Annotated in this window: 26 protein-coding genes and 1 pseudogene; 11 read left to right on the top strand and 16 right to left on the bottom strand. The window is 70.5% G+C overall.

The window, feature by feature from the left end:
* Window positions 1-81: 81 nt before the first annotated feature.
* Entirely contained in the window at window positions 82-450 is a 369-nt protein-coding gene (locus ACIPM1_RS27015) for a VOC family protein (RefSeq protein ID WP_402438937.1), read from the bottom strand.
* 486 nt (window positions 451-936) lie between these two features.
* Between ACIPM1_RS27015 and ACIPM1_RS27010 the strand changes: the two genes are divergently transcribed.
* Window positions 937-1473 carry a DinB family protein gene (locus ACIPM1_RS27010; RefSeq protein WP_402438935.1) on the top strand — a complete coding sequence of 179 codons (537 nt, stop codon included), beginning with the start codon at window positions 937-939 and terminating at the stop codon, window positions 1471-1473.
* Window positions 1474-1744: 271 nt separating this feature from the next.
* Here ACIPM1_RS27010 and ACIPM1_RS27005 read toward each other — a convergent pair whose 3' ends face one another.
* Window positions 1745-1867, bottom strand: a complete 123-nt coding sequence (locus tag ACIPM1_RS27005; RefSeq protein ID WP_402439099.1) for a hypothetical protein — start codon at window positions 1865-1867, stop codon at window positions 1745-1747.
* Between ACIPM1_RS27005 and ACIPM1_RS27000 the strand changes: the two genes are divergently transcribed.
* Both ACIPM1_RS27000 and ACIPM1_RS26995 read left to right on the top strand, forming a co-directional pair.
* Window positions 1858-2319, top strand: coding sequence for a GIY-YIG nuclease family protein (locus tag ACIPM1_RS27000; protein WP_402439093.1), 462 nt, complete (start codon window positions 1858-1860; stop codon window positions 2317-2319). The genes ACIPM1_RS27005 and ACIPM1_RS27000 overlap by 10 nt on opposite strands.
* A gap of 1465 nt (window positions 2320-3784) precedes the next feature.
* On the top strand, window positions 3785-4126 hold the full coding sequence (locus tag ACIPM1_RS26995) for a hypothetical protein (RefSeq protein WP_402438933.1): 342 nt from the start codon (window positions 3785-3787) through the stop codon (window positions 4124-4126).
* Between the two features lie 249 nt (window positions 4127-4375).
* Here the strand turns inward: ACIPM1_RS26995 and dapD are convergent, their stop codons facing one another.
* The 11 genes from dapD to ACIPM1_RS26940 form a co-directional block, all read right to left on the bottom strand.
* On the bottom strand, window positions 4376-5365 hold the full coding sequence (gene dapD, locus ACIPM1_RS26990) for a 2,3,4,5-tetrahydropyridine-2,6-dicarboxylate N-succinyltransferase (RefSeq protein ID WP_356186825.1): 990 nt from the start codon (window positions 5363-5365) through the stop codon (window positions 4376-4378).
* 53 nt (window positions 5366-5418) lie between these two features.
* Window positions 5419-5997 carry a TetR/AcrR family transcriptional regulator gene (locus tag ACIPM1_RS26985; protein ID WP_402438931.1) on the bottom strand — a complete coding sequence of 193 codons (579 nt, stop codon included), beginning with the start codon at window positions 5995-5997 and terminating at the stop codon, window positions 5419-5421.
* Window positions 5997-6317, bottom strand: coding sequence for a multidrug efflux SMR transporter (locus ACIPM1_RS26980; RefSeq protein WP_356186830.1), 321 nt, complete (start codon window positions 6315-6317; stop codon window positions 5997-5999). The genes ACIPM1_RS26985 and ACIPM1_RS26980 overlap by 1 nt, the downstream gene beginning before the upstream one ends.
* Window positions 6318-6465: 148 nt before the next feature.
* A complete protein-coding gene (locus tag ACIPM1_RS26975) occupies window positions 6466-6798 on the bottom strand; it encodes a metal-sulfur cluster assembly factor (RefSeq protein WP_356186833.1) in 333 nt (110 codons plus the stop codon).
* Window positions 6795-7262 carry a Fe-S cluster assembly sulfur transfer protein SufU gene (sufU, locus tag ACIPM1_RS26970; protein WP_356186836.1) on the bottom strand — a complete coding sequence of 156 codons (468 nt, stop codon included), beginning with the start codon at window positions 7260-7262 and terminating at the stop codon, window positions 6795-6797. Before sufU ends, ACIPM1_RS26975 begins: the two co-directional genes overlap by 4 nt.
* A gap of 18 nt (window positions 7263-7280) precedes the next feature.
* Complete coding sequence (locus tag ACIPM1_RS26965) at window positions 7281-8537, bottom strand: cysteine desulfurase (protein WP_356186839.1); 1257 nt, start codon at window positions 8535-8537, stop codon at window positions 7281-7283.
* Window positions 8534-9298, bottom strand: a complete 765-nt coding sequence (gene sufC, locus ACIPM1_RS26960) for a Fe-S cluster assembly ATPase SufC (RefSeq protein WP_356186842.1) — start codon at window positions 9296-9298, stop codon at window positions 8534-8536. Before sufC ends, ACIPM1_RS26965 begins: the two co-directional genes overlap by 4 nt.
* Before the next feature lie 7 nt (window positions 9299-9305).
* Window positions 9306-9626 carry a bifunctional 3-phenylpropionate/cinnamic acid dioxygenase ferredoxin subunit gene (locus tag ACIPM1_RS26955; protein ID WP_402438927.1) on the bottom strand — a complete coding sequence of 107 codons (321 nt, stop codon included), beginning with the start codon at window positions 9624-9626 and terminating at the stop codon, window positions 9306-9308.
* Window positions 9623-10807, bottom strand: a complete 1185-nt coding sequence (gene sufD, locus ACIPM1_RS26950) for a Fe-S cluster assembly protein SufD (RefSeq protein WP_402438925.1) — start codon at window positions 10805-10807, stop codon at window positions 9623-9625. The genes ACIPM1_RS26955 and sufD overlap by 4 nt, the downstream gene beginning before the upstream one ends.
* Window positions 10808-10887: 80 nt before the next feature.
* On the bottom strand, window positions 10888-12309 hold the full coding sequence (sufB, locus tag ACIPM1_RS26945) for a Fe-S cluster assembly protein SufB (protein ID WP_402438923.1): 1422 nt from the start codon (window positions 12307-12309) through the stop codon (window positions 10888-10890).
* A complete protein-coding gene (locus tag ACIPM1_RS26940) occupies window positions 12306-13052 on the bottom strand; it encodes a winged helix-turn-helix transcriptional regulator (protein ID WP_356186854.1) in 747 nt (248 codons plus the stop codon). Before ACIPM1_RS26940 ends, sufB begins: the two co-directional genes overlap by 4 nt.
* A 191-nt stretch (window positions 13053-13243) precedes the next feature.
* Between ACIPM1_RS26940 and ACIPM1_RS26935 the strand changes: the two genes are divergently transcribed.
* The 3 genes from ACIPM1_RS26935 to ACIPM1_RS26925 all read left to right on the top strand — a co-directional run bounded on the left by ACIPM1_RS26935 (window position 13244) and on the right by ACIPM1_RS26925 (window position 16098).
* Window positions 13244-14170: an ABC transporter ATP-binding protein gene (locus tag ACIPM1_RS26935; RefSeq protein ID WP_402438921.1), complete on the top strand. Its 927-nt coding sequence runs from the start codon at window positions 13244-13246 to the stop codon at window positions 14168-14170.
* A gap of 145 nt (window positions 14171-14315) precedes the next feature.
* Window positions 14316-15032: an ABC transporter permease gene (locus tag ACIPM1_RS26930; RefSeq protein WP_402439091.1), complete on the top strand. Its 717-nt coding sequence runs from the start codon at window positions 14316-14318 to the stop codon at window positions 15030-15032.
* A gap of 55 nt (window positions 15033-15087) precedes the next feature.
* Window positions 15088-16098 (top strand): COX15/CtaA family protein, encoded by a 1011-nt coding sequence (locus ACIPM1_RS26925; RefSeq protein ID WP_356186863.1) that lies wholly within the window; start codon window positions 15088-15090, stop codon window positions 16096-16098.
* Between the two features lie 253 nt (window positions 16099-16351).
* Here the strand turns inward: ACIPM1_RS26925 and ACIPM1_RS26920 are convergent.
* The 3 genes and pseudogenes from ACIPM1_RS26920 to ACIPM1_RS26910 all read right to left on the bottom strand — a co-directional run bounded on the left by ACIPM1_RS26920 (window position 16352) and on the right by ACIPM1_RS26910 (window position 19019).
* Window positions 16352-17458, bottom strand: a pseudogene (locus ACIPM1_RS26920) (amidohydrolase family protein).
* A 103-nt stretch (window positions 17459-17561) separates the two neighbouring features.
* Window positions 17562-17918 (bottom strand): hypothetical protein, encoded by a 357-nt coding sequence (locus ACIPM1_RS26915; protein ID WP_402438919.1) that lies wholly within the window; start codon window positions 17916-17918, stop codon window positions 17562-17564.
* Window positions 17919-18050: 132 nt separating this feature from the next.
* On the bottom strand, window positions 18051-19019 hold the full coding sequence (locus tag ACIPM1_RS26910) for a heme o synthase (protein ID WP_402438917.1): 969 nt from the start codon (window positions 19017-19019) through the stop codon (window positions 18051-18053).
* Window positions 19020-19412: 393 nt separating this feature from the next.
* Here ACIPM1_RS26910 and tkt point away from each other — a divergent pair, with 393 nt between their 5' ends.
* From tkt to pgl, 5 genes are read left to right on the top strand one after another with little or no spacing between them, the layout of a single operon-like run.
* Complete coding sequence (gene tkt / locus ACIPM1_RS26905; protein ID WP_402438915.1) at window positions 19413-21500, top strand: transketolase; 2088 nt, start codon at window positions 19413-19415, stop codon at window positions 21498-21500.
* A gap of 35 nt (window positions 21501-21535) precedes the next feature.
* Complete coding sequence (gene tal / locus ACIPM1_RS26900) at window positions 21536-22654, top strand: transaldolase (RefSeq protein ID WP_402438913.1); 1119 nt, start codon at window positions 21536-21538, stop codon at window positions 22652-22654.
* A 4-nt stretch (window positions 22655-22658) separates the two neighbouring features.
* Complete coding sequence (gene zwf / locus ACIPM1_RS26895; RefSeq protein WP_402438911.1) at window positions 22659-24197, top strand: glucose-6-phosphate dehydrogenase; 1539 nt, start codon at window positions 22659-22661, stop codon at window positions 24195-24197.
* Window positions 24194-25249 carry a glucose-6-phosphate dehydrogenase assembly protein OpcA gene (gene opcA, locus ACIPM1_RS26890; protein WP_402438909.1) on the top strand — a complete coding sequence of 352 codons (1056 nt, stop codon included), beginning with the start codon at window positions 24194-24196 and terminating at the stop codon, window positions 25247-25249. Before zwf ends, opcA begins: the two co-directional genes overlap by 4 nt.
* A complete protein-coding gene (pgl, locus tag ACIPM1_RS26885; RefSeq protein ID WP_402438907.1) occupies window positions 25246-26028 on the top strand; it encodes a 6-phosphogluconolactonase in 783 nt (260 codons plus the stop codon). Before opcA ends, pgl begins: the two co-directional genes overlap by 4 nt.
* Window positions 26029-26182 lie beyond the last annotated feature (154 nt).

Genomic DNA, 26182 nt, shown 5'->3' with positions numbered 1-26182 from the left:
GCTTCTGTCCTCCAGGCCACGCAGCCAAGTGAACGGCGGCGTGGCCTGGGGGGCGGACCGCACAAGCGCCGCGGATCAGCGTCATCGGGCCGGAATCGGCTGGGTGAGGTTCACCGCGTTGCCGTCGGGGTCTTGGATGTGGGCGACGCGCTGTCCCCACGGCATGTCGTTGGGGCCGCTGCGGACCGAGCCGCCCAGCGCCTCCACCCGGCCGAGCGTTTCGTCGACGTCGTCGACGCCGATGCTGAGCAGGATCCGCGGTGCCGCCCCCGTCCCGGGGTTCGCCTTGGCCACCAGCCCGAGGTCGGTGTCGCCGATGCGCAAGCCGAGGTAGAAGGCCGGGCCGTCCGCTGGCACCCGGAAGATCTCCTCAGCGCCGAACAACTTCGTGTAGAAGCCGAGCAGGACGTCGTGGTCGGCAGTCAGGATCACGGGCTGGATGGTGGACATGGCACTCCTGTCGAGAATGGTCGTGTCGCTGGATAGACCGTTCGAGGACGGCGAACTCATCGGCTAAACCACCCCGCCGGACGGTCTACAACCCGGACTGCCGCCCACGACCAGCACGAGCACTCGAAACGAGGGCACACCAACCACTGCTCTCGTGTCGGGACCCGTCTCAGTTTCCGTCTCATTCAACGCCGTTCAGGGCCCTTCAGAGGGGACCGGACACCGTCCTCGTCTCACAGGCCAATCGTCCATGAACGCAGGTGAACGCCCTTACACATAGCCCCAGACGCCACCAACACAGTTGGAAAGCGTGCACCTGACCCGGCGTTCAGCGGTGGTTGAGGGGCGCGGCGATGAGTTTCGGTGCAGAGGGGAGTCTTCTTGGGCGGATGCGCTTGACACGGGGTGGCAGTGGGGCGCCACCCCGTCGCCGAATCGCGGGCGCGTACTCGACCAAGCCCGACGACCAGTAAGGAGACCCCCGGCGTGAGCGACGTTGTAGTCCACAAGATCGTTCGCCCTGAGCGCACACTATCGGGCTCGTGGCTGGAGGTGATCGCCTCGAATCTCGACTACCACCGGGCAACCTTCTTGTGGAAGTGCGAGGGCCTCTCGGACGTACAACTGTGGCAACAGCCTGTGGCCACTTCGAGGTTGACCCTGCTGGGGCTCATGCGCCATCTACAGGGGGTCGAGCGTCACTGGTTCCAGCGGACGCTGGCGGGCACAACGCCTCGATTCCCCCCTTACAGGACCTACGTCACCGCTGCCGGTGACGAGTGGTACGACGAGTCGGACCCCACGCCGGCCAGGGACGTCTGCGAGGACTACGTGAAGGCGTGCGAAGAGTCGCGGCAGGTGTTCGCGCGGGTGACCGACGACATCGCGCGCGCTGTGTCGAGCTCGGAGTTCGGCGACACCGATGTGCGGTTCGTCCTTGAGCACGTGATCGAGGAGTACGCCCGCCACATCGGGCACGCGGATCTCCTCCGCGAAGCCATCGACGGCGCCACGGGCGAGTAGTCCGCCCTCTCTGCCGGAAGTATCTCCGAGTCCGCAGCGCGGCTCCTGCGACCGTCCCTGACCACATGTCGAGGTCACACCACCGTGGTCAGACCGTTGTGGCCGGGTAGCCGGTCACGACTACCCGACCACAGCCGTCGGCAGCCGCGGCTGGCCGTCAGCCCTGCGGATGGGCTGTGGTGTTGCAGTACAGCAGCCAAGTACAGCAACCACCGCGACCGCAGCCGACCACTAATGGCCTTCACCCGGCTCATGACCAGCGTCCTGGACTTCAATGGCCTTGCAGCCAGTAGTTCGGGACGAAGAGGTCGTGCCAGAACCGTGCCAGATCGTGCAGGGAATCACGGGGAACGGCGGGGACCAGGGCGTCGGCCAGCCCAAGCCCTGCAGCCACTCCGCTGGCACTTCGAGCAGTCGCCTCACCCGGACCTAGACGCCGGGCGCCTGCTCTACGTCGGCATAGCCCCGCGGTACATGGCGAGCCGGCCCAGCACGCAGAATCTGCGCAAACGGGTGCGCAACCACTATCGGGGCAACGCGGCCGGCTCGACGCTGCGGTTCACCCTCGGTTGCCTGCTCGGACTTGAGCTGCGTCGCGTGGGCAGCGGTAAGAAGATGAACTTCGGCAAGGCTGGCGAAGTCGCGCTGAGCCAGTGGATGGCGGACAACGCGCGGGTGTGCTGGATCGAGCAGGACGAACCGTGGGCCCTGGAGTCACAGCTCATCTCCCAACTCGACCTCCCGCTGAACCTCGACCAGAACCGACACAACGCGTTCCACAGTCGACTGAAAGAGCTTAGGGCCGAAGCCCGCCAGCGGGCCCGTGAGTTGCCCATCAGCGCGTAGGCCCTGACGGCAGGTGCTGACGGCAACAAGGGCGTACGACGGGGCACGACGGCAGCAGTCAACGGACTGGACTCGCCCATGGGAGGGGCCTTACGGCAGGGCCTGTACCTGCGGGGAAGAACTCCTTTAAAGCGGATGTCGCTGCCCCACCCGGCCCGGCTCGTACGGGCTGGTCGCCGCTAGCAAGAAGGGCAGACTGGGCACATGCAGCTCCCCACCGCGGCCGTTGCGGCCACCGTGCTGATTGAGGTCGTGAGGGTCTCCGCCCTGCCGCCCAAGAAGGGTGCCCCCTACCCCGGCAGGGTGGTCGCCCACTGGACCGGGAGCGAGGCCGCCGAAGCCCTGACTTTGATCGAGAATCTGCCCGGCAGCGAACAGCACCGTTGCGGCTTCTCGCCAGGCTGGAGTGTCCGGGCGTACGAGGACTCTCTCGACCTGGCACTGTTCGAGGCGGCGTTCTGCTTTAGGTGCCACGAGGTCCGCATGCACGGAACGGCAGTGCCGGCCGCGCTGGCCACACAGTTCTTCGACGCGGCCACCCCCCCCAGCCCGGGCCCTCCTGGGCCTCTTCCGCGCGGCAACCACAAACCAGCTGGACGGATGAGCGAGCTACGCCGTGCACTCAGGGCGTGTAGCACCGAGCGCGCCGCACGGCAGCCACGGCTGACGGCCGCGCACGGCCAACCATGGAACGAGGAGCCAAGCAGTAGGGCGTGCCACACCCCTGCCAGAACAGGCGGGGACTCACGGGGAATCGGGATGCACGGGGGTACCTACCACCAACTTGGCACAAGGTAGCGACTCCACTGGTCACGCCAGCGGTGGCCCAACCTCGCTCCTAACGCGGCGGTTACACGGCAAGCAGGCCGATGGCCGTGACGGCAGCGCTGACGGCAACGACGGCGGACGACACCGGGACTCGGCGGTCCGGAACGGAAGCATCAAGGTGCCATCGGACCGCCCCGCCAGGGCTTGCCCGCATCTTCTAAGCGCCGGGCCATGGTGCAGTGACCCGTGGGCGCCCACGCCAGAAACGCGCCAGATCGAGTGGGGAACCACGGGGAATGACGGACCCAGCGGCGCCAGTTAACCAGCCCCCGCGCCCACTTGCAGGTGAGCAAGGCGTCCGGCAAGGGAGTGCCCGAACCTCCCAAGCTGATGGCTTCGAGAAGGCGGACTCTGAGGCCAGTCGGCGCAGCTTGCTCTGGTCAACGGCATGTCAGCGTGGCCGGGACCGGCGGGGGTGCAGCGAGGCACACGCGCGCCTGATCGGTCGACGCACCCGCCGCCGTGGCTGACTGTCGTCACCTGAGGCACAGACACCCCACCGAAGTGTCAGCTCACCTGACCGGCTCGACCGAGACCGCCGCCCCACGGCGCATCGTTGCTGCTGTGAGAGGGCCCGGATCATGCACCTAGACGCACCCTTGACAACTCAGCTATTAATTGAGTTATCTAATGCCTTATGGACTTCACTGTGATTGCGAACGCGGTAGAGGTGGACCACGGCATCAAGCGCCTCTCGATGCGCTTCATCAAGAAGTACGCCGCACCGGAGAGAGATCGGCTCAGCGCAGCGCTGCGCGAGCAGATCAGCAAGGAGCTTGACAGGCACGGCTTGATGACGCTACCGAAGACGCTTCCACCGTCCGAGAATGACTTCGTCTTCGTCATCCAGAAGGACAGCCCTCTAGGGCAGGTCGTGTCCCTGGCTGCCACGGTGGCAGGCATGGAGAAGCTCGGCATGACGTCGTTCCCCCCGGGCATGTTCGACAGCATCCCCGGGACCTTGAAGGACCTCACGTGACATCAACGCTGACGAACGCCGGCAGCCGCCGCCTATGGCCCTTGACAGCCAGTGAGTCCGTGCGGATCCACGGCATAGTTGGGCAGTGATCGAACTCCTAAAGCGGTGCTCACGCACGAGCGCCCTCCCGGGCCGTCCTGGGGCCGTGGAAGGGCGCTCAATGGAGACCAACGTCGACAGGTGCCGACGGCTCGGCAGCAGGTCAGAGCGTTGATCGGTTAGGCGGCCGCAGGTCACGGCCGCCGGTGGTCAGTTGTGGCTGTGCAGGATCTCGTTCAGGCCGCCCCAGACCGCGTTGTTCGGGCGGGCCTCGACCGTGCCGGTGACCGAGTTGCGGCGGAAGAGGATGTTGGAGGCGCCGGAGAGCTCGCGGGCCTTGACGATCTGGCCGTCGGGCATGGTGACGCGGGTGCCCGCGGTGATGTAGAGGCCGGCCTCGACGACGCACTCGTCGCCGAGCGCGATGCCGACGCCCGCCTCGGCGCCGATCAGGCAGCGCTCGCCGATGGAGATGATGACGTTGCCGCCGCCGGACAGGGTGCCCATGGTGGAGGCGCCGCCGCCGATGTCCGAGCCGTCGCCGACGACCACACCGGCCGAGACGCGGCCCTCGACCATGGACGTGCCGAGCGTGCCCGCGTTGAAGTTCACGAAGCCCTCGTGCATGACCGTGGTGCCCTCGGCGAGGTGCGCGCCGAGGCGGACGCGGTCGGCGTCGGCGATGCGGACGCCCTTGGGGGCGACGTAGTCCGTCATGCGCGGGAACTTGTCGATGGACGTGACCTGGAGGTGCAGGCCCTCGGCGCGGGCGTTCAGGCGCACCTTCTCGACGTCGTCGACGGCGACCGGGCCGAGCGAGGTCCAGGCGACGTTGGCGAGATGGCCGAACATGCCGTCCAGGCTCTGGCCGTGCGGCTTGACCAGACGGTGGGAGAGCAGGTGCAGGCGCAGGTAGACGTCGTGCGCGTCGGTCGGCTTCTCGTCGAGCGAGGCGATGACCGTGCGGACCGCGACCACCTCGACGCCCCGGCGGGCGTCCGGGCCGATCGCCGCGGTGGCGCCGCCGCCCAGCAGCTCCGCCGCCTGCTCGGCGGTCAGCCGCTCGGTGCCGGCGGGGCCCGGCTGCTCGACCAGTTCGGGTGCGGGGAACCAGGTGTCGAGAACGGTGCCGTCGGAGGCGATCGTGGCGAGGCCGGCGGCCACGGCGCCGGTGGTGCGAGGAGCAGTCGTGTCGGTCATGAGGGCAACCTAACCGGCCGGGGGGCGTGGAGGCGAACCCGCCCGGCACCGTCTCAGGTGACGGGCGGCCCGGACTCCGGCCGGTCACGGGGACGCGGCGGGACGATCCGGGCGAGCACCTCGCGCGCGTACCGCTCGTCGTACGCCGCGCCGGTCAGCAGCACCTGCAGACAGATGCCGTCCATCAGCGCCACCAGCGCCCTCGCCGTCACGGGGTCGGTGCGGCGGGCGAGGAGGGACGCCAGGCCGTCGGCCCACTCGGCGGCCACGGGACGCAGGGCGGGGCGGCGCAGGGCGGCGAGGTAGAGCTCGTACTCCAGCTCGACCCCGGTCCGGTCGCCCGCGAGCCACTCCCCCATCAGGGCCGCCAGTTCCCCGGCCAGGTCGTTCCGCGCGTCCTCCAGGCCGCCGCGTGCGGCGATCGCCTTGGCGAAGCCCTCGCTGGCCTGCCGCAGCGCGGCGACCAGCAGCTCGTCGAGGGTGCGGAAGTGGTATGTGGTGGAGCCGAGCGGCACATCGGCCTCCGCGGCGGCGGAGCGGTGACTCAGGCCCGCGATGCCCTTGGCGCCGACCACCCGGATCGCCGCGTCGATGATCCGCTGCCGCCGCTCGGGGTCGTGCCGCCGGGCCATCAGTGGGCCCCGCCCAGGTTCAGCACCACCACTCCGCCGATGATCAGCACGATCCCGGCGACCTTGGCGGTGCTCAGCCCCTCGCCGAAGAGCACCAGCCCGAGCGCCGCGACGGTCGCGGTGCCGACCCCCGACCAGATGGCGTAGGCCGTGCCGATGGACAGGGACTCGAGGGTCCGGGCGAGCAGCAGGAAGGAGACCACGTACCCGAGGACGGTCACCAGCGAGGGACCGAGCCTGCTGAAGCCGTCGCTGTACTTCATCGCGGTGGTGGCGGCGACTTCGGCGGCGATGGCGCCGGCGAGCATCACGTATCCCATACGGGAAGCGTAACGCTCGATGTGTACGGCCGTACACATCGAGGCCGCACAGCGGTGACGGGCAGGAAAAGGCACCGGTCGGGAAAACGAGAGCGGCGACGCCGATCGGCGTCGCCGCTTCGCCGGCCGCTAACGGGCCGGGGGGAACTCAGACGTTGAAGCCGAGCGCGCGCAGCTGCTCGCGCCCGTCGTCCGTGATCTTGTCGGGGCCCCACGGCGGCATCCAGACCCAGTTGATGCGCAGCTCGTTCACGAGGCCGTCCGTGGCGGACTTGGCCTGGTCCTCGATGACGTCCGTCAGCGGGCACGCCGCCGACGTCAGGGTCATGTCGACGGTGGCGATGTTCGCGTCGTCGACGTGGATGCCGTAGATCAGGCCGAGGTTGACGACGTCGATGCCCAGTTCGGGGTCGACGACGTCCATCAGGGCCTCACGGAGCTCCTCCTCCGAGGCCGGCTTCATCTCCGCGGTCTCGCTCATGCCGTCTTCCTTTCGGCGTCGGCTCCGTCCAGCGCCTGGGCCGTCGCGTCCTTCCACGCCATCCAGCTCAGGAGGGCGCACTTCACTCGTGCGGGGTACTTGGAGACACCGGCGAACGCGACGGCGTCCTCCAGGACCTCCTCCATCGCGTCGTCCGGCTCGATCCGGCCCTTGGACTGCATCAGCTCCAGGAAGGTCTCCTGGATCTGCTGCGCCTGGGCCAGCTCCTTGCCGACGAGCAGCTCGTTCAGCACGGAGGCCGAGGCCTGGCTGATGGAGCAGCCCTGACCCTCGTACGAGACGTCCGCGATGGTGGTGCCGTCGTACTTCACGCGCAGCGTGATCTCGTCGCCGCAGGTCGGGTTGACGTGGTGCACCTCGGCGTCGCCATCCCGCAAGCCCCGCCCGTGCGGGTTCTTGTAGTGGTCCAGGATGACTTCCTGGTACATCGAGTCCAGCTTCACGGTCTCAGCTCACGCCCTTCAGCCGAAGAAGTTCCGTACGTGCTCCAGGCCGTCGACCAGTGCGTCGATCTCGGCCGGCGTGGAGTACAGATAGAACGACGCTCGCGTGGTCGCGGGAATTCCGTACCGCAGGCAGACGGGCCGCGCGCAGTGGTGGCCCACGCGCACCGCGATGCCCTGCTCGTCGAGGACCTGGCCCACGTCGTGCGGGTGGATGTCACCGAGCGTGAAGGAGATCGCGGCGCCCCGGTCCTCGGCCGTGGTCGGGCCGATGATCCTCAGGTCGGGCACCTCGGCCAGCCGCCGCACCGCGTAGTCGGTGAGCGCGTGCTCGTGGGCGAGGATCTTGTCCATCCCGATCGAGTTCAGGTAGTCGATCGCCGCGCCGAGCCCGACCGCCTGAGCGATCGGGGGCGTGCCCGCCTCGAACTTGTGCGGGGCGGGAGCGTACGTCGACGAGTGCATCGACACCGTCTCGATCATCTCGCCGCCGCCGAGGAACGGAGGCAGGTCCTCGAGGAGCTCCTGGCGGCCCCAGAGCACGCCGATGCCGGTCGGGCCGCACATCTTGTGGCCGGTGAAGGCCACGAAGTCGGCCTGCAGGGCCTGCACGTCCAGCGGCATGTGCGGGGCGGCCTGCGAGGCGTCGATGCAGACGAGCGCACCGACCTCCTGGGCGCGGCGGACTATCGCCTCGACCGGGTTCAGGGTGCCGAGGATGTTGGACACCAGCACGAAGGAGACGATCTTCGTCTTCTCCGTGATGATCTCGTCGATGTTGGAGAGGTCGAGGCGGCCGTCGTCGGTCAGCCCGAACCACTTCAGCTTCGCGCCCGTGCGCTGCGCGAGCAGCTGCCACGGGACGATGTTGGAGTGGTGCTCCATCTCCGTGATGACGATCTCGGTCTCGTGGTCCACCCGGTAGGGCTCGTCGGCCCAGCCGAGCATGTTCGCCACGAGGTTGAGCGACTCGGAGGCGTTCTTGGTGAAGATCACCTCGTCGCGGCTCGGCGCGTTGACGAACGCGGCGACCTTGTCGCGCGCTCCCTCGTACAGCGCCGTGGCCTCCTCGGCGAGCACATGCACACCGCGGTGGACGTTGGCGTTGTAGCGCTCGTAGTACTCGCTCACGGCGTCCAGCACCTGGCGCGGCTTCTGCGAGGTCGCCGCGTTGTCCAGGTACACGAGCTTCCTGCCGTCGTGGACCACGCGGTCCAGGATGGGGAAGTCCTTGCGGATCGCCTCGGTGTCGAGGAGGCCCGGCAGCTGTGTCACTCGGATGCGCCACCCTTCACGTAAGCCTCGTAGCCCTCGTTCTCCAGCTTGTCGGCGAGCTCGGCGCCGCCGGACTCGACGATGCGGCCGCCCGAGAAGACGTGGACGTAGTCGGGCTTGATGTAGCGCAGGATGCGCGTGTAGTGCGTGATCAGCAGGGTGCCGACCTCGCCGGACTCGCGGACGCGGTTGACGCCCTCGGACACCACGCGCAGCGCGTCGACGTCCAGGCCGGAGTCGGTCTCGTCGAGGATCGCGACCTTCGGCTTGAGCAGTTCCAGCTGGAGGATCTCGTGGCGCTTCTTCTCACCGCCGGAGAAGCCCTCGTTGACGTTGCGCTCGGCGAAGGAGGGGTCCATGTGGAGACGCTCCATGGCCTCCTTGACCTCCTTCACCCAGGTGCGCAGCTTGGGCGCCTCGCCGCGGACGGCGGTGGCGGAGGTGCGCAGGAAGTTGGAGACCGAGACGCCGGGGACCTCGACCGGGTACTGCATCGCCAGGAACAGGCCGGCGCGGGCGCGCTCGTCGACGGACATCTCCAGGACGTCCTCGCCGTCGAGGGTGACGGTGCCGCTGGTGATCGTGTACTTCGGGTGACCCGCGAGGGAGTAGGCGAGGGTCGACTTGCCCGAGCCGTTGGGGCCCATGATGGCGTGCGTCTCGCCCTGCTTCACGGTGAGGTCGACGCCCTTGAGGATCTCCTTCGTGGCGTTGTCTGCCTCGACGGTGACGTGCAGGTCTCGGATTTCAAGCGTTGCCATGGGTGCCTCAGGACTCCTGGGTGAGGGAGACGAGCACGTCGTCCCCTTCGATCTTTACGGGGTATACGGGGACGGGGCGCGTCGCGGGAAGGCCGGACGGCTTGCCGGTGCGGAGGTCGAAGCTGGAGCCGTGCAGCCAGCACTCGATCTGGCAGTCCTCCACCTCGCCCTCGGAGAGCGAGACGTTCGCGTGCGAGCAGATGTCGTGGATCGCGAACACCTCGCCCTCGGTCTTGACGACCGAGACGGGGGTGCCGTCGAGTTCCACCCGCTTCGGGGTGCCGTCCTCCAGCTCGCTCAGCGCACAGGCGCGGACGAAGGCGCTCATGCGACCGATGCCTCCAGCTCTTCCTCGATCTTGGCGAGCAGACGCTCCTCGATGTCCTCGAGGCCGATCTGCTGGACCAGCTCGGCGAAGAATCCGCGGACCACCAGGCGGCGGGCCTCGTGCTCCGGGATGCCGCGGGCCATCAGGTAGAAGAGCTGCTCGTCGTCGAAGCGGCCGGTGGCCGAGGCGTGACCGGCGCCGACGATCTCGCCGGTCTCGATCTCCAGGTTCGGCACCGAGTCGACCCGCGCGCCGTCCGTGAGGACGAGGTTGCGGTTCATCTCGTAGGTGTCGGTGCCCTCGGCCTTCGCCTCGATGAGCACGTCGCCGATCCACACCGCGTGGGCGCTGTCGCCCTGGAGCGCGCCCTTGTAGACGACGTTGGACTTGCAGTGCGGGGTGTTGTGGTCGACCAGGAGGCGGTGCTCCTGGTGCTGGCCCTGGTCGGTGAAGTACAGGCCGAACAGCTCGGCCTCGCCGCCGGGGCCGGCGTACGTCACGCGCGGGTGCAGCCGGACCACGTCGCCGCCGAAGGTGACGACCACGGACTTGAAGGAGGCGTCCCGGCCGACGAGGGCGTTGTGCTGGGCCACGTGGACGGCCTTGTCGTCCCAGTCCTGCACCGAGACGACGGTCAGCTTGGCGCCGTCGCCCAGGAGGTAGTCGACGTTGGCGGCGAGCACCGCGTCACCGGTGTGGTCGATGACGACGACGGCCTCGGCGAAGGCGCCGAGCTCCACGATCTGGTGGCCGAAGGCCGTGCCGCCCTGGCCGTGCACCGCGATGCGGATCGGCTCGGTGAGGACGGTCTCCTTCGGCACGGTCACGACCGAGGCCTTCTCGAAGGCGGAGTAGGCCTGCGCGGCGACGCGGTCCACCGGGGTGCCCGCCCTGCCGAGCCGGGCGTCGTCACGGCCGACGGCCTCGACGGTGACGCCCTCGGGGGCCTGCACCTCGACCTTCACGCCCTCGCCGGTGGCGGCCGCGGTGCCGTCGTGCAGGCCGCGCAGCCGCTCCAGCGGGGTGAAGCGCCACTCCTCCTCACGGCCGTGCGGGACCGGGAAGTCCGCCACGTCGAAGGAGGGCGGGGCACTCATGCGCGTGGCGACGGTCGACTCGGCGGCGACCGCGATCGAGCCGGCGGTGGTCGAACCCACCGGGATGTTCTGGGCCTCAGCCATGGCTGTCGTAATGCTCGCTTTCTTGCGGTAAGTGGCTTGACGGGGACGGCGGGCCGGCGGAGGCCGGCCCGGGCCGGTGACTAACCGACCGCGCCCTCCATCTGCAGCTCGATCAGCCGGTTGAGCTCCAGCGCGTACTCCATGGGCAGCTCCTTGGCGATCGGCTCGACGAAGCCGCGCACGATCATCGCCATCGCCTCGTCCTCGGACAGACCGCGGCTCATCAGGTAGAAGAGCTGGTCCTCGGAGACCTTGGAGACGGTGGCCTCGTGGCCCATGGACACGTCGTCCTCGCGGACGTCGACGTAGGGGTAGGTGTCCGAGCGGGAGATGGTGTCGACCAGCAGCGCGTCGCACAGCACGTTCGACTTGGCGCCCGGGGCGCCCTCGCCGATCTCGATCAGCCCGCGGTAGGAGGTACGGCCGCCACCGCGCGCCACCGACTTGGAGACGATGTTGGACGAGGTGTTCGGGGCCATGTGGACCATCTTGGCGCCCGCGTCCTGGTGCTGGCCCTCGCCCGCGAAGGCGATGGACAGAGTCTCGCCCTTGGCGTGCTCGCCCATCAGGTAGACGGCCGGGTACTTCATCGTCACCTTGGAGCCGATGTTGCCGTCGACCCACTCCATGGTCGCGCCCTCGTAGGCCACGGCGCGCTTGGTGACCAGGTTGTAGACGTTGTTCGACCAGTTCTGGATGGTCGTGTAGCGGCAGCGGGCGTTCTTCTTGACGATGATCTCGACGACCGCGGAGTGCAGCGAGTCCGACTTGTAGATCGGGGCGGTGCAGCCCTCGACGTAGTGCACGTAGGCACCCTCGTCGACGATGATCAGGGTCCGCTCGAACTGGCCCATGTTCTCCGTGTTGATGCGGAAGTAGGCCTGGAGCGGGATCTCCACGTGCACGCCCTTCGGCACGTAGATGAAGGAGCCGCCGGACCACACGGCGGTGTTCAGCGCGGCGAACTTGTTGTCACCGGCCGGGATGACGGTGCCGAAGTACTCCTTGAAGAGCTCCGGGTGCTCCTTCAGCGCGGTGTCGGTGTCCAGGAAGATGACGCCCTGCTCCTCCAGGTCCTCGCGGATCTGGTGGTAGACGACCTCCGACTCGTACTGGGCCGCGACACCGGCGACGAGGCGCTGCTTCTCCGCCTCGGGGATGCCGAGCTTGTCGTACGTGTTCTTGATGTCCTCGGGCAGGTCCTCCCAGGACTCCGCCTGCTTCTCCGTGGAGCGCACGAAGTACTTGATGTTGTCGAAGTCGATCCCCGACAGGTCCGAGCCCCAGTTCGGCATGGGCTTCTTCTCGAAGAGCCTCAGGCCCTTCAGACGCAGCTTGGTCATCCACTCCGGCTCGGACTTCTTGTCCGAGATGTCGCGGACGACCTCCTCGTTCAGGCCGCGCCTGGCGGAGGCGCCGGCCGTGTCGGAGTCGGCCCAGCCGTATTCGTACTTGCCCAGGCCCTCGAGTTCGGGGTGAGCAGTCTCCGTGGGGAGAGTCATGCGGGGTTCCTCCCGGCCGTGCTAGCGGATGCGTCGTGTGATGCGTCGTCGGAAATCTTGGGGATGAACGTCGTGCAGACGCCGTCGCCGTGGGCGATGGTGGCCAGTCGCTGGACGTGCGTTCCGAGCAGCTCGGCGAAGATCTCCGTCTCCGCCTCGCACAGCTGGGGGAACTGTTCCGCGACGTGGGCCACCGGGCAGTGGTGCTGGCAGAGCTGCTCGCCGACCGGTGCGCTGCGCGCCGTAGCAGCGTAGCCGTCCGCGCTCAGCGCCTTCGCCAGCGCCTCGGCGCGCCGGTCGGGGGCCACGCTCTCGATCGCCCTGCGGTAGGCGCGGGCCTGGGCGGCGATCCGGGCCCGGGCGAAGGCGGCGACCGCCTCCTGCCCGCCCTCGCGCTCGGCGATCCAGCGCAGCGCGTCCGCGGCCAGCTTGTCGTACGACTGGTCGAAGGCGTCCCGGCCGCAGTCGGTGAGCGCGAACACCTTGGCGGGGCGGCCGCGCGTGCGCGCTCCGTACACGCGCTGCTCACGCGCCTCCACGACGTCGTCGGCGACCAGCGCGTCCAGGTGCCGCCGTACGGCCGCGGGGGTGAGCCCCAGACGTCCGGCCAGCTCGGTGACGGTCGACGGGCCGTGGTCCAGGATGGACCGCGCGACGCGGTTGCGCGTCGAGCGCTCACCGGTCGCGAGCTCCTCGTGAGGGGCCCCCGTGGGGGTCTCCCGGGCCTCGCCGACGTTTTTCACAACGCCATTGTTGCGTAATTCCTCGGAGACTGACAAGCGCCGCCCGAACGACCCGGCGGTGCCCTGCATCACTTAGGTGAACCTAATCCCACCTGCGCAAACGATCTTTGATCATGCGCCGAACGCCCCGTACGGAGGGTTTCCGCACCCGCCCGCCCGCAGCGCCGGGCGCCTACCTAGACTCTGGACCCATGCGAAGTGAGCCCGTGGTCCAGGTACAGGGCCTGGTGAAGCGGTACGGCACGAAGACCGCCGTGGACGGCCTCGACCTGGTGGCCCGGCCGGGCGTGACCGCCGTACTCGGCCCCAACGGTGCGGGCAAGACGACGACCGTCGAGACCTGCGAGGGGTACCGGAAGCCGGACTCCGGCACGGTGCGCGTCCTGGGCCTCGACCCGGTGACGCAGTCCGCGCGGCTGCGTCCCCGGATCGGCGTGATGCTCCAGTCGGGGGGCGTCTACTCCGGCGCCCGCGCGGACGAGATGCTGCGCCACGTCGCCCGGCTGCACGCGCACCCCCTGGACGTGGACGCCCTGATCGAGCGGCTCGGGCTCGGCGGCTGCGGGCGGACGGCGTACCGCCGCCTCTCCGGCGGCCAGCAGCAGCGGCTCGCGCTGGCGATGGCCGTGGTGGGCCGCCCGGAGCTGGTGTTCCTGGACGAGCCGACCGCCGGACTGGACCCGCAGGCCCGCCGGGCCACCTGGGACCTCGTGCGCGACCTGCGCGCCGACGGGGTGTCGGTCATCCTCACCACGCACCACATGGACGAGGCCGAGCAGCTCGCCGACGACGTCGCGATCATCGACGCGGGCCGGGTCATAGCCCAGGGCACCCCCGAGGAGCTGTGCCGCGGCGGCGCCGAGAACACCCTGCGCTTCACCGGCCGTCCGGGCCTCGACGTCGGCTCGCTGCTCAAGGCGCTGCCCGCCGACTGCACCGCGGCCGAGCTGACGCCGGGGGGCTACCGGGTCGTCGCCGGCAAGGTGGACCCGCAACTGCTCGCCACGGTCACGTCGTGGTGCGCGCAGCACGGGGTGATGCCGGACCGCATCTCGGTCGAGCGGCACACCCTGGAGGACGTTTTTCTCGAGATGACGGGCAAGGAGTTGCGCTCATGACGCGGGTTCGCCGACGCCTCGGCCGGGGGTCCGGGGGTTGCCCCCCGGAGAAGCACAGCCTCGAGATGACCGGCAAGGAGCTGCGCTCGTGACCACCGCCACCGGCACCTACACCCCCAAGCCCGGGCCGGCCCCGCTCCCCCGCATGATCGCGGCGCAGGCGGTGCTGGAGACCCGGATGCTGCTGCGCAACGGCGAGCAGCTGCTGCTGACCGTGGTGATCCCGACGCTGCTCCTGGCGCTCTTCAGCTCGGTGGACATCGTGGACACCGGCGCCGGCAGGGCCGTCGACTTCCTCACCCCGGGCGTCCTCGCGCTGGCGGTGATGTCGACGGCGTTCACCGGCCAGGCCATCGCCACCGGCTTCGAGCGCCGGTACGGGGTGCTGAAGCGGCTGGCCTCCTCGCCGCTGCCCCGCTGGGGCCTGATGACGGCCAAGACGGCGTCGGTGCTGGTCACCGAGGTCCTGCAGATCGTCCTGCTGACGGTCGTCGCCTTCGCCCTGGGCTGGTCCCCGCACGGCGACCCGCTCGCCGTCCTCCTGCTGCTGGTCCTCGGCACGGCGGCCTTCTCGGGCCTCGGCCTGCTGATGGCCGGCACCCTCAAGGCCGAGGCCACCCTCGCGGCCGCCAACCTGGTCTTCCTGCTGCTGCTCGTCGGCGGCGGAGTGATCGTCCCGCTGGACAAGTTCCCTTCCGGCGTCCAGGAGGTCCTGGGGCTGCTGCCCGTCTCCGCGCTGTCGGACGGGCTGCGGGCGGTGCTGCAGCACGGCGCCGCGACGCCCTGGGGCGACCTCGGCATCCTCGCGGTGTGGGCGGTCGTGGGGCTGGCGGCCGCCGGGAAGTTCTTCCGCTGGGAGTAGGGCCGCGGGTCCTCCGACCGACCCTCGTGAAAGCGTGCACAAGCAGCCGCCTACCATGGGACGCGTGCCAAAGCTGACCCGCGCCGACGCCGTAGCGGCCGTGCGCAACCCGCTCGCCTTCGTCGCCGCCCGCTGGACCCCGCGTCCGAGGACCGTCCAGCGCGCGGCACTCGCCGCGCTCGTCATGGCGGTCGTCATCGTCGTCACCGGCGGCGCGGTGCGCCTGACCGGCTCCGGTCTGGGCTGCCCGACCTGGCCCACCTGCACCGAGGACTCGCTGACCACGACCCGGGCGATGGGTCTGCACGGCGTGATCGAGTTCGGCAACCGCATGCTGACGTACGTGCTGTGCGCGGCCGTCGGCTGGGCGATCGTCGCGGCGCGCGCGCAGAAGCCCTGGCGGCGTGGCCTCACCCGGCTGGGGTGGGCGCAGTTCTGGGTCGTCATGGGCAACGCGGTGCTCGGCGGCATCGTGGTGCTCGTCGGCCTGAACCCGTACACGGTCGCGGCGCACTTCCTGCTGTCCACGGCGCTCATCACGGTCGCCACGGTGATGTGGCAGCGCACCCGCGAGGGTGACACGGCGCCGCGCCCGCTGGTCGGCGCGGCGGTGCGGCAGCTGGTGTGGTTCCTGGTGGCCGCGAGCGTGCTGCTGATCGCGGTCGGCACGGTGGTGACCGGGGCGGGGCCGCACGCGGGCGACTCCAAGGAGGTCGCGCGCATCCCGCTGGACTGGGAGACGGTCACCAAGCTGCACGCCGTGCTGGCCTGGATCGTGGTGACACTGACGTTCGCCCTGTGGTTCGTCCTGAAGGCGGTCGAGGCCCCCACCGGCCCGCTGCACCGCACCCGGGACCTGTTCCTGGTCCTGCTCGGTCAGGGCGTCATCGGCTACGTGCAGTACTTCACGCATCTGCCCGAGGTACTGGTCGGCCTGCACATGCTGGGTTCCTGCCTGGTGTGGATCGGGGTGCTGCGCGTGCTGCTGGCGCTGCGCGAGCGGCCCGCGGCGACGGCGGACCTGCCGGGCCCGGCGGCCGGGGCCGCGCTGACGAAGGCGTCGTAGCAGCGGCGGCGGCACCCGCCCACGGCGGAACGCGGGAGGCCCGCACCCGCAGGCGGCCGATCGCGGCGACCAGCACCCCTCCCACGGCCGATCGCGGCGGCCCACGCCCCACCCACGGCCGGTCGCAGCGATCCGCACCCGCACGTCGCACGCCGCAGGCCGCACGCCGCACGCCGCAGGCCCCGGCGGGACACCCCCGGCACGCCCGCCCCACCGGCTCGGTACACACCGTCCAGGCGACCGGCGGGGCAGGTCACTCCAATCGGTACACCCGCCGCGCGTTCCCCGCGGCGATCAGGCCCGCCACCCGCTGGGCGTCGGCCGGCGACCAGGCTCCCTCGGCGACCCAGGCGCCGAGCACCCCGCCGAGCGCCTCGCGGAACACCCCCGCCCCCCCGACGTGCAGCTCGGGCAGGCCGTGCGCCCCGCTCGAGAAGAGGATCTTGCCGAAGGGGGCCGGCTCCAGGATCTCGGCGAGGACCGCCGCCGCCCGGGCCCCGGTGCGTACCAGCGCGGCGCCCGAGTCGGCGTACACGTGCGGGAAGACGCCCGCGAGGTGGGCGGCGTGCCGGTGGTGCGGACAGCCGTGCAGCAGCACGATGTCCGTGCCGAGGCCCGCGGTCGCCCGTACGAAGTCGGTGAGCGGCGCCGGACCCGTGGGGCCGGTGCGCGGGCCGGGCTCGCCGGGCCCCGCGCGCAGTTGCAGCGGGATGCCCGCGGCGACGGCGATCCACAGCAGGTGGCTCAGCAGCACCGGGTCGCCGAGTTCTTCGCCGGCCCGGCGTCCGGCCAGCCAGCGGCTCGCCGCCCTCCGCACCTCCCCCGGCCCCGGTGGCTCGGGCGCGATGGCCAGGCCGTGCCGTGCGCCCGCGGCGGAGGTGAAGGCGACGGCGTGCGCCGCGGCGCCGTGCACGGACTCGGCGAGGTTGGCGAGGAAGGACTCGACGGTGCCGGACGTGTCGGCGACCTGCTAGGCGAGGAGTTCCAGGCGCACGATCTCGCGGGCTTCGGCGGCACCCGCCGAGGCCATCTCGGCGGGGCCGGTGAGGTCGCCGGGAAGGCCGGTGTCGACGAGGTAGGTGGTGATGCCGCTGCCGCGCAGGAGTCTGCGGCCGGTCTCCAGGACGCCCAGCTCGCGGCGCCGGGCCAGATACCGGGCGGGCGGGCAGTGCGGTTCGAGGCCGAGCAGCGGCGGGCACCAGCGGCGCACGGCGAAGCCGGTCTGGGTGTCGAAGAGGGTGGTGCCCGGTGCGGGCGGCCCCTCGGTGCGGGCGAGCCGGGCCTCGAAGGTGCCGAGGCCCAGCTCCGTCCTCAGTACGCCGTGGCAGTACTGGTCCACCAGGGACGGCGTTTCGATCATCCGGGCTCTCCCGTGACTGGACCTGGTCCTCTCTCAGGTCCTAACGGGTGAACCGGGCGTCAGGTGTTGCTCCGCCGCGACCCGTAGGAAGATCCGACGACTGTCAGCCGTTGCTCGGGCCGCCGACCTGGATGCCCGCCATACGGGTCCACTCGTACGGGCCCGTCCTCACCTTCGCGGCGAAGTCGCCGTCGAACGCCTCGTGGACGGTGATCCCGGCCTTCTCCACCGCCTGCTCGGCGATCGCCCGGCTGGGCGCCACCAGGTCGCCCCAGCCCCCGTCCGCGCCGACGAGCACGATCCGGGCGCCGCGCTCGCCGATGTAGGCCACCTGGCCCTCGGCGCCGCCGTGCGCCTTGGAGAAGGCGCTGATCTGCCGGGCGAGCGTGGTCGCCCGGCGCTCGGCCCTGGCGAGCTGCTTGGGGTCCGTGCCCTCGTCAACCTGCTTGGTGTCTGCCATGGTCAGGATGCTACCGACGGGTAGACGACGCTGCGACAGGCGGGGCGAGTGGCCTTGACCACCCGGGAGGCGTCGTCGCACGACCGGCCGGCCGCCGCTCGTCCGCGGCCGCCCGCGCCGCCGGCGGGGCGCTCAGCGCAGGAAGGGATCCACCGCCACCGCCACGAACAGCAGCGACACATAGGTGATGGACCAGTGGAACAGGCGCATCTCCTTGAGCTTGCCGCCCGTCGCCTCGGCCTTGGCCCGGTTCTGCAGGGCGTGCGCCTCCCACAGCCACCAGCCGCCCGCCGCCAGGGCGACCGCGGTGTAGAACCAGCCGGTGTAGCCGAGCGGCGTCAGCAGCAGGGAGACGCCGACCATCACCCAGCTGTAGATCACGATCTGCCGCGCGACGACCTTGTTGGAGGCGATGACCGGCAGCATCGGCACGCCCACGCGCGCGTAGTCGTCCTTGACCTTCATGGACAGCGGCCAGTAGTGCGGCGGGGTCCAGAAGAACATGACGAGGAAGAGGATGACGGGCGCCCAGGACATGGAGTTCGTGACCGAGGACCAGCCGATCAGCACTGGCATGCAGCCGGCGATGCCGCCCCAGACGATGTTCTGCGAGGTACGCCGTTTGAGGATCATCGTGTAGACGACGACGTAGAAGAGGAGCGCTCCGAGTGACAGCCACGCCGACAGCCAGTTGACGGTGAGGCCGAACAGCAGCGTCGAGACGACGGCCAGCGTGATGCCGAAGGCGAGGCACTCGCGCGGGCTGACCATGCCGGTCACCAGCGGCCGCTGCGAGGTGCGGTCCATCAGGGCGTCGATGTCGCGGTCGATGTACATGTTCAGCGCGTTGGCGCCGCCCGCGGACAGATAGCCGCCGACGCAGGTGAGCAGCACCAGCGTCAGGTCGGGCACGCCCCGCTGGGCCAGGAACATCACCGGAACGGTGGTGATCAGCAGCAGCTCGATGATCCGCGGCTTGGTCAGCGCCACGAACGCCTTGACACGGGCCCCGAACGGCCGGTGACTCGGGCTCTGGCTCGCACCGAGTACCCCCGCTGGACGGGATTCGACGGCCGTCACGCACACCCCTGACAGAGACATCCCAGCGAGCCCCCACCCGGTGAACCGACGGTGAAGGCTCGCGCGTACCACGCCACTGTAGACGTTGCCCAGACCCGGACATTCGCGGGGGTGGGGTCGTGTTGGCCGCGCGGCCCGGGCACCGGCGTCCGTACCGGCCGGGCGGTCGTCCAACGGGCGTGCGCGAGCTCGATTGAGCGATCGGATGAGCGGCTGCGTATTCAGTTGCCGAACGCGGTCCGGGCCGGTGGACGGGCGGATGCCCGACAGGCCCGGCAGTCTGTAATGACTCGAAAAAACGCACGTCCCTCCGGGGGTAGGCTCGACAGCGGCCGGCCGACGCCGAGAACGCCGGCAGCCGGTGTACGTCCAGTGCACCGGCAACCGACATGTGGAGAGGAGCCCTGACCCAGGGTGAGCACCAAGCCGACCACCACAGACCTCCAGTGGACCGAGCTGGACGACCGCGCGGTCGACACGGCGCGCGTCCTGGCCGCCGACGCCGTACAGAAGGTCGGCAACGGCCATCCCGGTACGGCGATGAGCCTGGCTCCCGCCGCCTACACCCTCTTCCAGAAGGTGATGCGGCACGACCCGGCCGACCCGCAGTGGGTGGGGCGCGACCGCTTCGTGCTGTCCGCCGGCCACTCCTCCCTGACCCTCTACACCCAGCTGTACCTGGCCGGCTTCGGCCTGGAGCTGGACGACCTGAAGTCCTTCCGCACCTGGGGCTCGAAGACCCCCGGTCACCCGGAGTACGGGCACACCAAGGGCGTCGAGACCACCACGGGCCCGCTGGGCCAGGGCGTGGCCAACGCGGTGGGCATGGCGATGGCCGCCCGCTACGAGCGCGGTCTGTTCGACCCGGAGGCTCCGCAGGGCGAGTCCCCGTTCGACCACTTCGTCTACTGCGTCGCCGGTGACGGCTGCCTCCAGGAGGGCATCTCCGCCGAGGCGTCCTCGCTGGCCGGCCACCAGAAGCTCGGCAACCTGGTCCTGTTCTGGGACGACAACCACATCTCGATCGAGGGCGACACGGAGACGGCCGTCTCCGAGGACACCGTCAAGCGGTACGAGGCCTACGGCTGGCACGTGCAGCGCGTGGCGCCGAAGGAGAACGGCGACCTCGACCCGCAGGCGCTCTTCGCCGCGATCCAGGAGGCCAAGGCGGTCACCGACCGGCCGTCCTTCATCGCGATGCGCTCGATCATCGCCTGGCCGGCCCCGCACGCGCAGAACACCGAGGCCGCGCACGGCTCGGCGCTCGGCGAGGACGAGGTCGCGGCCACCAAGCGGGTCCTCGGCTTCGACCCGGAGAAGCACTTCGAGGTCTCCGACGAGGTGCTCGCGCACACCCGCGAGGCCCTCGACCGCGGCCGTCAGGCCCGGGACGCCTGGGAGAAGTCCCTGCAGGAGTGGCGCGACGGCAACGCCGAGCGCGCCGCGGAGTTCGACCGGATCGCCGGTGCCGAGCTGCCCGCCGGCTGGGAGGAGAAGATCCCGGTCTTCGAGGCGGGCAAGGGCGTCGCCACGCGCGCCGCGTCCGGCAAGGTGCTCCAGGCGCTGGGCGAGGTCGTGCCCGAGCTGTGGGGCGGCTCCGCCGACCTGGCCGGCTCGAACAACACCACCATCGACAAGACGTCGTCCTTCCTCCCGGCGGGCAACCCGCTGCCGGAGGCGGACCCGTACGGCCGCACCGTCCACTTCGGCATCCGCGAGCACGCGATGGCCGCGGTGATGAACGGCATCACGCTGCACGGCAACACCCGTGTCTACGGCGGCACCTTCCTGGTCTTCTCCGACTACATGCGCAACGCGGTGCGCCTGTCGTCCCTGATGCACCTGCCGGTGACGTACGTGTGGACGCACGATTCCATCGGCCTCGGCGAGGACGGCCCCACCCACCAGCCGGTCGAGCACCTGGCCTCGCTGCGCGCGATCCCGGGCCTCAACATCGTCCGCCCGGCGGACGCGAACGAGACCGCGATCGCCTGGCGCGAGATCCTGCGGCGCTGGACGAAGGAGTTCGGCAAGGGCGCCCCGCACGGCCTCGCGCTGACCCGCCAGGGCGTGCCGACCTACGAGCCCAACGACGAGGCCGCGCGCGGCGGTTACGTCATGTTCGAGGCGGAGGGCGGTGAGCCGCAGGTCATCCTCATCGCCACCGGTTCCGAGGTGCATGTGGCCGTCGAGGCGCGTGAGCGGCTCCAGGCCGAGGGCGTCCCCACGCGTGTGGTGTCCATGCCGTCCGTGGAGTGGTTCGAGGAGCAGGACCCGGGGTACCGGGAGACCGTTCTGCCGGCGAACGTCCGGGCCCGCGTCGCGGTCGAGGCGGGGGTCGGTCTCACCTGGCACAAGTACGTGGGGGACGCCGGGCGCATCGTCTCCCTGGAGCACTTCGGTGCCTCCGCCGACGCCAAGGTCCTCTTCCGCGAGTTCGGCTTCACCGCCGAGAACGTGGCCGCCAAGGCCCGGGAATCCCTCGCCGCCGCCCAGCGCTGACGCTCATATACGACACGTAGGAGATGACACATTCCATGACAGACGCACTGAAGCGCCTCTCCGAGGAGCGCGTCGCGATCTGGCTGGACGACCTGTCGCGCAAGCGGATCACGTCCGGCAACCTCGCCGAACTGATCGACCAGCAGCACGTCGTGGGCGTCACCACCAACCCGACGATCTTCCAGAAGGCGATCTCGCAGGGCGACGGCTACGAGCAGCAGCTGTCCGACCTCGCCGCCCGCCGGGTGACCGTCGAAGAGGCGATCCGCATGATCACCACGGCGGACGTCCGGGACGCCGCCGACATCCTGCGCCCGGTCTTCGACGCGACCGGCGGCACGGACGGCCGGGTCTCCATCGAGGTGGACCCGCGGCTGGCGCACAACGCCAAGGCGACCGTGGCCGAGGCCCGCCAGCTCGCCTGGCTGGTCGACCGCCCGAACACCCTGATCAAGATCCCGGCGACCCAGGCGGGCCTGCCGGCGATCACCGAGACGATCGGCAACGGCATCAGCGTCAACGTCACGCTGATCTTCTCGCTGGAGCGCTACCGCAAGGTCATGGACGCCTACCTCACGGGCCTGGAGAAGGCGCGCGAGAAGGGGTTGGACCTGTCGAAGATCCACTCCGTGGCGTCCTTCTTCGTGTCCCGCGTGGACACCGAGATCGACCGGCGGATCGACGAGCTGGGCACCCCCGAGGCCAAGGCCCTGCGCGGCAGGGCGGGCGTCGCCAACGCGCGCCTCGCCTACCAGGCCTACGAGGAGGTCTTCGCCTCGGACCGCTGGAGCGCGCTGGAGAACGCGGGCGCGAACAGGCAGCGCCCGCTGTGGGCCTCCACCGGCGTGAAGGACCCGGCGTACAAGGACACCATGTACGTCGAGGAACTGGTCGCGCCGAACACGGTCAACACCATGCCGGAGGCCACGCTGGAGGCGAGCGAGGACCACGGGGAGATCCGCGGCGACGCCGTCAGCGGCACCTACGAGCAGGCCCGCGCCGACATCGACGCGCTCGAGCGGCTCGGCATCGCGTACGACGACGTGGTCCGGGTCCTGGAGGAGGAGGGCGTCGAGAAGTTCGAGGCGTCCTGGAACGACCTGCTGAAGTCGACCGAGGCGGAGCTGGAGCGCCTCGCCCCCGCGGAGGGCTGAGACCTTGGCGCCCCTTCCGGCCACCGGAGCGAACCCGCTCCGTGACCCCGCCGACCGACGGCTCCCGCGCATCGCGGGGCCGTCGGGCCTGGTCATCTTCGGCGTGACGGGCGACCTGTCCCGCAAGAAGCTCATGCCCGCGGTGTACGACCTCGCCAACCGGGGTCTGCTCCCGCCGGGCTTCTCACTCGTCGGCTTCGCCCGCCGCGACTGGGAGCACGAGGACTTCGCGCAGGTCGTGCACGACGCGGTCAAGGAGCACGCCCGGACCCCGTTCCGCGAGGAGGTCTGGCAGCAGCTCATCCAGGGGATGCGCTTCGTCCAGGGCACCTTCGACGACGACGACGCCTTCGAGCGGCTGCGCGGCACGATCGAGGAACTGGACAAGGCGCAGGGCACGGGCGGCAACTTCGCCTTCTACCTCTCCGTTCCCCCGAAGTCCTTCCCCGTCGTCATCCAGCAGCTCAAGAAGCACCAGCTGGCCGACCAGACGGGCGGCTCCTGGCGGCGCGCGGTCATCGAGAAGCCCTTCGGCCACGACCTCGCGTCGGCCGAGGAGCTCAACGCGATCGTGCACGAGGTCTTCGCCCCGGACCAGGTCTTCCGCATCGACCACTACCTGGGCAAGGAGACCGTCCAGAACATCCTGGCGCTGCGCTTCGCCAACACGATGTTCGAGCCGATCTGGAACCGGTCCTTCGTGGACCATGTGCAGATCACCATGGCCGAGGACATCGGCATCGGCGGCCGGGCCGGCTACTACGACGGCATCGGCGCCGCCCGCGACGTCATCCAGAACCACCTCCTGCAGCTGCTCGCGCTGACCGCGATGGAGGAGCCCGCCTCCTTCGACGCGGACGCGCTCGCCGCGGAGAAGACCAAGGTGCTCGGCGCGGTGCGGCTGCCGAAGGACCTGGGCCGGTCGACCGTGCGCGGCCAGTACGCGGCCGGCTGGCAGGGCGGCGAGAAGGTCATCGGCTACCTCGAGGAAGAGGGCATCGACAAGAAGTCGAAGACCGACACGTACGCCGCGGTGAAGCTGGGGATCGACAACCGCCGCTGGGCGGGCGTCCCCTTCTACCTGCGCACCGGCAAGCGCCTCGGCCGCCGCGTGACGGAGATCGCGGTGGTCTTCCAGCGGGCCCCGCACTCCCCCTTCGACACGACCGCCACCGAGGAGCTCGGCCAGAACGCGATCGTCGTCCGCGTCCAGCCGGACGAGGGCGTCACCGTCCGCTTCGGCTCCAAGGTGCCGGGCACCTCGATGGAGATCCGGGACGTGTCGATGGACTTCGCCTACGGCGAGTCGTTCACCGAGTCCAGCCCGGAGGCGTACGAGCGCCTGATCCTGGACGTCCTGCTCGGCGACTCCAACCTCTTCCCGCGCACGGAGGAGGTCGAACTGTCCTGGAAGATCCTCGACCCGATCGAGGAGTACTGGGACGCGAACGGCAGGCCCGCCCAGTACCCCTCCGGGACGTGGGGCCCCGCGGAGGCGGACGAGATGCTCGCACGAGACGGACGGAGCTGGCGCCGGCCATGAAGATAGACCTGACCGACACCACGTCCAGCAAGATCAACAAGGCGCTGGTGCAGGGCCGCCGGGCGATCGGCACCCCGGCCGTCGGCATGGTGCTCACCCTCGTCATCGTGACCGACGAGGAGAACGCCTACGACGCGCTGAAGGCGGCCAACGACGCCTCGCACGAGCACCCCTCGCGCACTCTGGTCGTCATCAGGCGCGTCTCGCGCACGCCCCGGGACCGCACCTCCTCGCGCCTGGACGCCGAGGTGCGGGTGGGCGCGGACGCGGGCACCGGCGAGACGGTGGTGCTGCGCCTGTACGGCGAGGTGGTGGACCACGCGCAGTCGGTGGTCCTCCCGCTGCTCCTGCCGGACGCCCCGGTCGTCGTCTGGTGGCCGGTGAACGCACCGCTCGACCCGGCGAAGGACCCGCTCGGCGCCCTGGCCCAGCGCCGGGTCACCGACACGTACACGGCCGAGCAGCCGGTACAGGACCTGGCGGCGCGGGCCGAGGCGTACACGCCGGGCGACACGGACCTGGCGTGGACCCGGATCACGCCGTGGCGCTCGATGCTGGCCGCCGCCCTGGACCAGGTCACCTGCGAGGTCAAGGGCGTCGAGGTGGAGGGTGAGGAGTTCAACCCGAGCTGCGAGCTGCTGGCGATGTGGCTCGCGGACCGGCTGGACGTGCCGGTGAAGCGCTCGCTGTCCTCCGGTCCGGGGCTGACGGCGGTCCGGATGGACACCAGCTGCGGCCCGGTCACCCTGGACCGGGCGGACGGCAGGCTGGCCTCCCTGTCCGTCCAGGGGCAGCCGGACCGTGCGGTGGCCCTGAAGCGGCGGGACACCGCCGAGCTGATCGGGGAGGAGCTGCGGCGGCTCGACCCGGACGACACGTACGCCTCGGCGCTGCGCTTCGGCGTGGACCGGCTGAACGGCGCGTCGGCCTCCGCCGGTGACGCGGGCGAGCCGGCCGCGGAGTCCGAGGAGGACGCGGCGAAGGCCCCGGCCCCGCGCGCGGCCGGCAAGGCCGCCAAGAAGGCCCCGGCGAGGAAGGCGGCCGCGAAGTGAGCGCTCCCCAGCTGGTCGTCCACCGCGACAAGGAGCTGATGGCGCAGGCCGCCGCGGCCCGGCTGATCACGAGGATCGTCGACGCGCAGACCTCGACGGGGTCGGCGTCCGTGGTCCTCACCGGCGGCCGCAACGGCAACGGCGTGCTGGCCGCCCTGGCGGCCGCGCCCGCCCGTGACGCGGTCGACTGGGGCCGGCTGGACCTGTGGTGGGGCGACGAGCGGTTCCTGCCGGAGGGCGATCCGGAGCGCAACGTCACGCAGGCCCGCGAGGCCCTGCTGGACTCCGTGCCCCTGGATCCGAAGCGGGTGCACGCCATGCCCGCCTCGGACGGCCCGCACGGCGCGGACGTCGAGGCGGCCGCTGAGGCGTACGCCGAGGAGCTGGCCCGCGCCGCGGGACCCGGCAACCACGGCGACGTGCCCACCTTCGACGTGCTGATGCTGGGCGTCGGCCCGGACACGCATGTGGCGTCGCTGTTCCCCGAGCACCCGGCGGTGCGGGAGACGGAACGCACGGTGGTGGGCGTCCACGGCTCCCCCAAGCCCCCGCCGACCCGCGTCTCCCTCACCCTGCCCGCGATCCGCGCGGCCCGCGAGGTGTGGCTGCTGGCGGCGGGCGCGGACAAGGCGAACGCGGTGGCGATGGCGCTGTCCGGCACGGGCGAGATCCAGGCCCCGGCGGCGGGCGCCCGCGGCCGGGCCCGCACCCTGTGGCTCCTGGACACGACGGCGGCCGCGCAGCTGCCGAGATCGCTGTATCCGCCGGCGTCGGCGTGACACGACGGGGCGGTGGGGGGGGGGGGGGCGGCCCCCCCCCCCCCCCCCCCCCCCCCCCCCCCCCCACCACCCCCCCCCCCCCCCCCCCCCCCCAACAAAAAAAAAACCCACAAACAAAAACACCACACAAAAAAAAACCCCCCCCCCCCCCCCC

It is taken from the genome of Streptomyces sp. NPDC086766, assembly GCF_044746005.1.
Lineage (GTDB): Bacteria > Actinomycetota > Actinomycetes > Streptomycetales > Streptomycetaceae > Streptomyces.
Note: the sequence above shows the minus strand (reverse complement) of the source record. Positions and strands in the feature narration are given on the sequence as shown.

Excerpts from the sequence above, each read along its gene's own strand:
- ACIPM1_RS27015 (WP_402438937.1), bottom strand. The coding sequence starts at position 450 with ATGTCCACCATCCAGCCCGTGATCCTGACTGCCGACCACGACGTCCTG.
- ACIPM1_RS26995 (WP_402438933.1), top strand. The coding sequence starts at position 3,785 with ATGGACTTCACTGTGATTGCGAACGCGGTAGAGGTGGACCACGGCATC.
- dapD (WP_356186825.1), bottom strand. The coding sequence starts at position 5,365 with ATGACCGACACGACTGCTCCTCGCACCACCGGCGCCGTGGCCGCCGGC.
- ACIPM1_RS26985 (WP_402438931.1), bottom strand. The coding sequence starts at position 5,997 with ATGGCCCGGCGGCACGACCCCGAGCGGCGGCAGCGGATCATCGACGCG.
- ACIPM1_RS26980 (WP_356186830.1), bottom strand. The coding sequence starts at position 6,317 with ATGGGATACGTGATGCTCGCCGGCGCCATCGCCGCCGAAGTCGCCGCC.
- ACIPM1_RS26975 (WP_356186833.1), bottom strand. The coding sequence starts at position 6,798 with ATGAGCGAGACCGCGGAGATGAAGCCGGCCTCGGAGGAGGAGCTCCGT.
- sufC (WP_356186842.1), bottom strand. The coding sequence starts at position 9,298 with ATGGCAACGCTTGAAATCCGAGACCTGCACGTCACCGTCGAGGCAGAC.
- ACIPM1_RS26955 (WP_402438927.1), bottom strand. The coding sequence starts at position 9,626 with ATGAGCGCCTTCGTCCGCGCCTGTGCGCTGAGCGAGCTGGAGGACGGC.
- sufD (WP_402438925.1), bottom strand. The coding sequence starts at position 10,807 with ATGGCTGAGGCCCAGAACATCCCGGTGGGTTCGACCACCGCCGGCTCG.
- sufB (WP_402438923.1), bottom strand. The coding sequence starts at position 12,309 with ATGACTCTCCCCACGGAGACTGCTCACCCCGAACTCGAGGGCCTGGGC.
- ACIPM1_RS26935 (WP_402438921.1), top strand. The coding sequence starts at position 13,244 with ATGCGAAGTGAGCCCGTGGTCCAGGTACAGGGCCTGGTGAAGCGGTAC.
- ACIPM1_RS26930 (WP_402439091.1), top strand. The coding sequence starts at position 14,316 with ATGATCGCGGCGCAGGCGGTGCTGGAGACCCGGATGCTGCTGCGCAAC.
- ACIPM1_RS26925 (WP_356186863.1), top strand. The coding sequence starts at position 15,088 with ATGGGACGCGTGCCAAAGCTGACCCGCGCCGACGCCGTAGCGGCCGTG.
- ACIPM1_RS26915 (WP_402438919.1), bottom strand. The coding sequence starts at position 17,918 with ATGGCAGACACCAAGCAGGTTGACGAGGGCACGGACCCCAAGCAGCTC.
- ACIPM1_RS26910 (WP_402438917.1), bottom strand. The coding sequence starts at position 19,019 with ATGTCTCTGTCAGGGGTGTGCGTGACGGCCGTCGAATCCCGTCCAGCG.
- tal (WP_402438913.1), top strand. The coding sequence starts at position 21,536 with ATGACAGACGCACTGAAGCGCCTCTCCGAGGAGCGCGTCGCGATCTGG.
- opcA (WP_402438909.1), top strand. The coding sequence starts at position 24,194 with ATGAAGATAGACCTGACCGACACCACGTCCAGCAAGATCAACAAGGCG.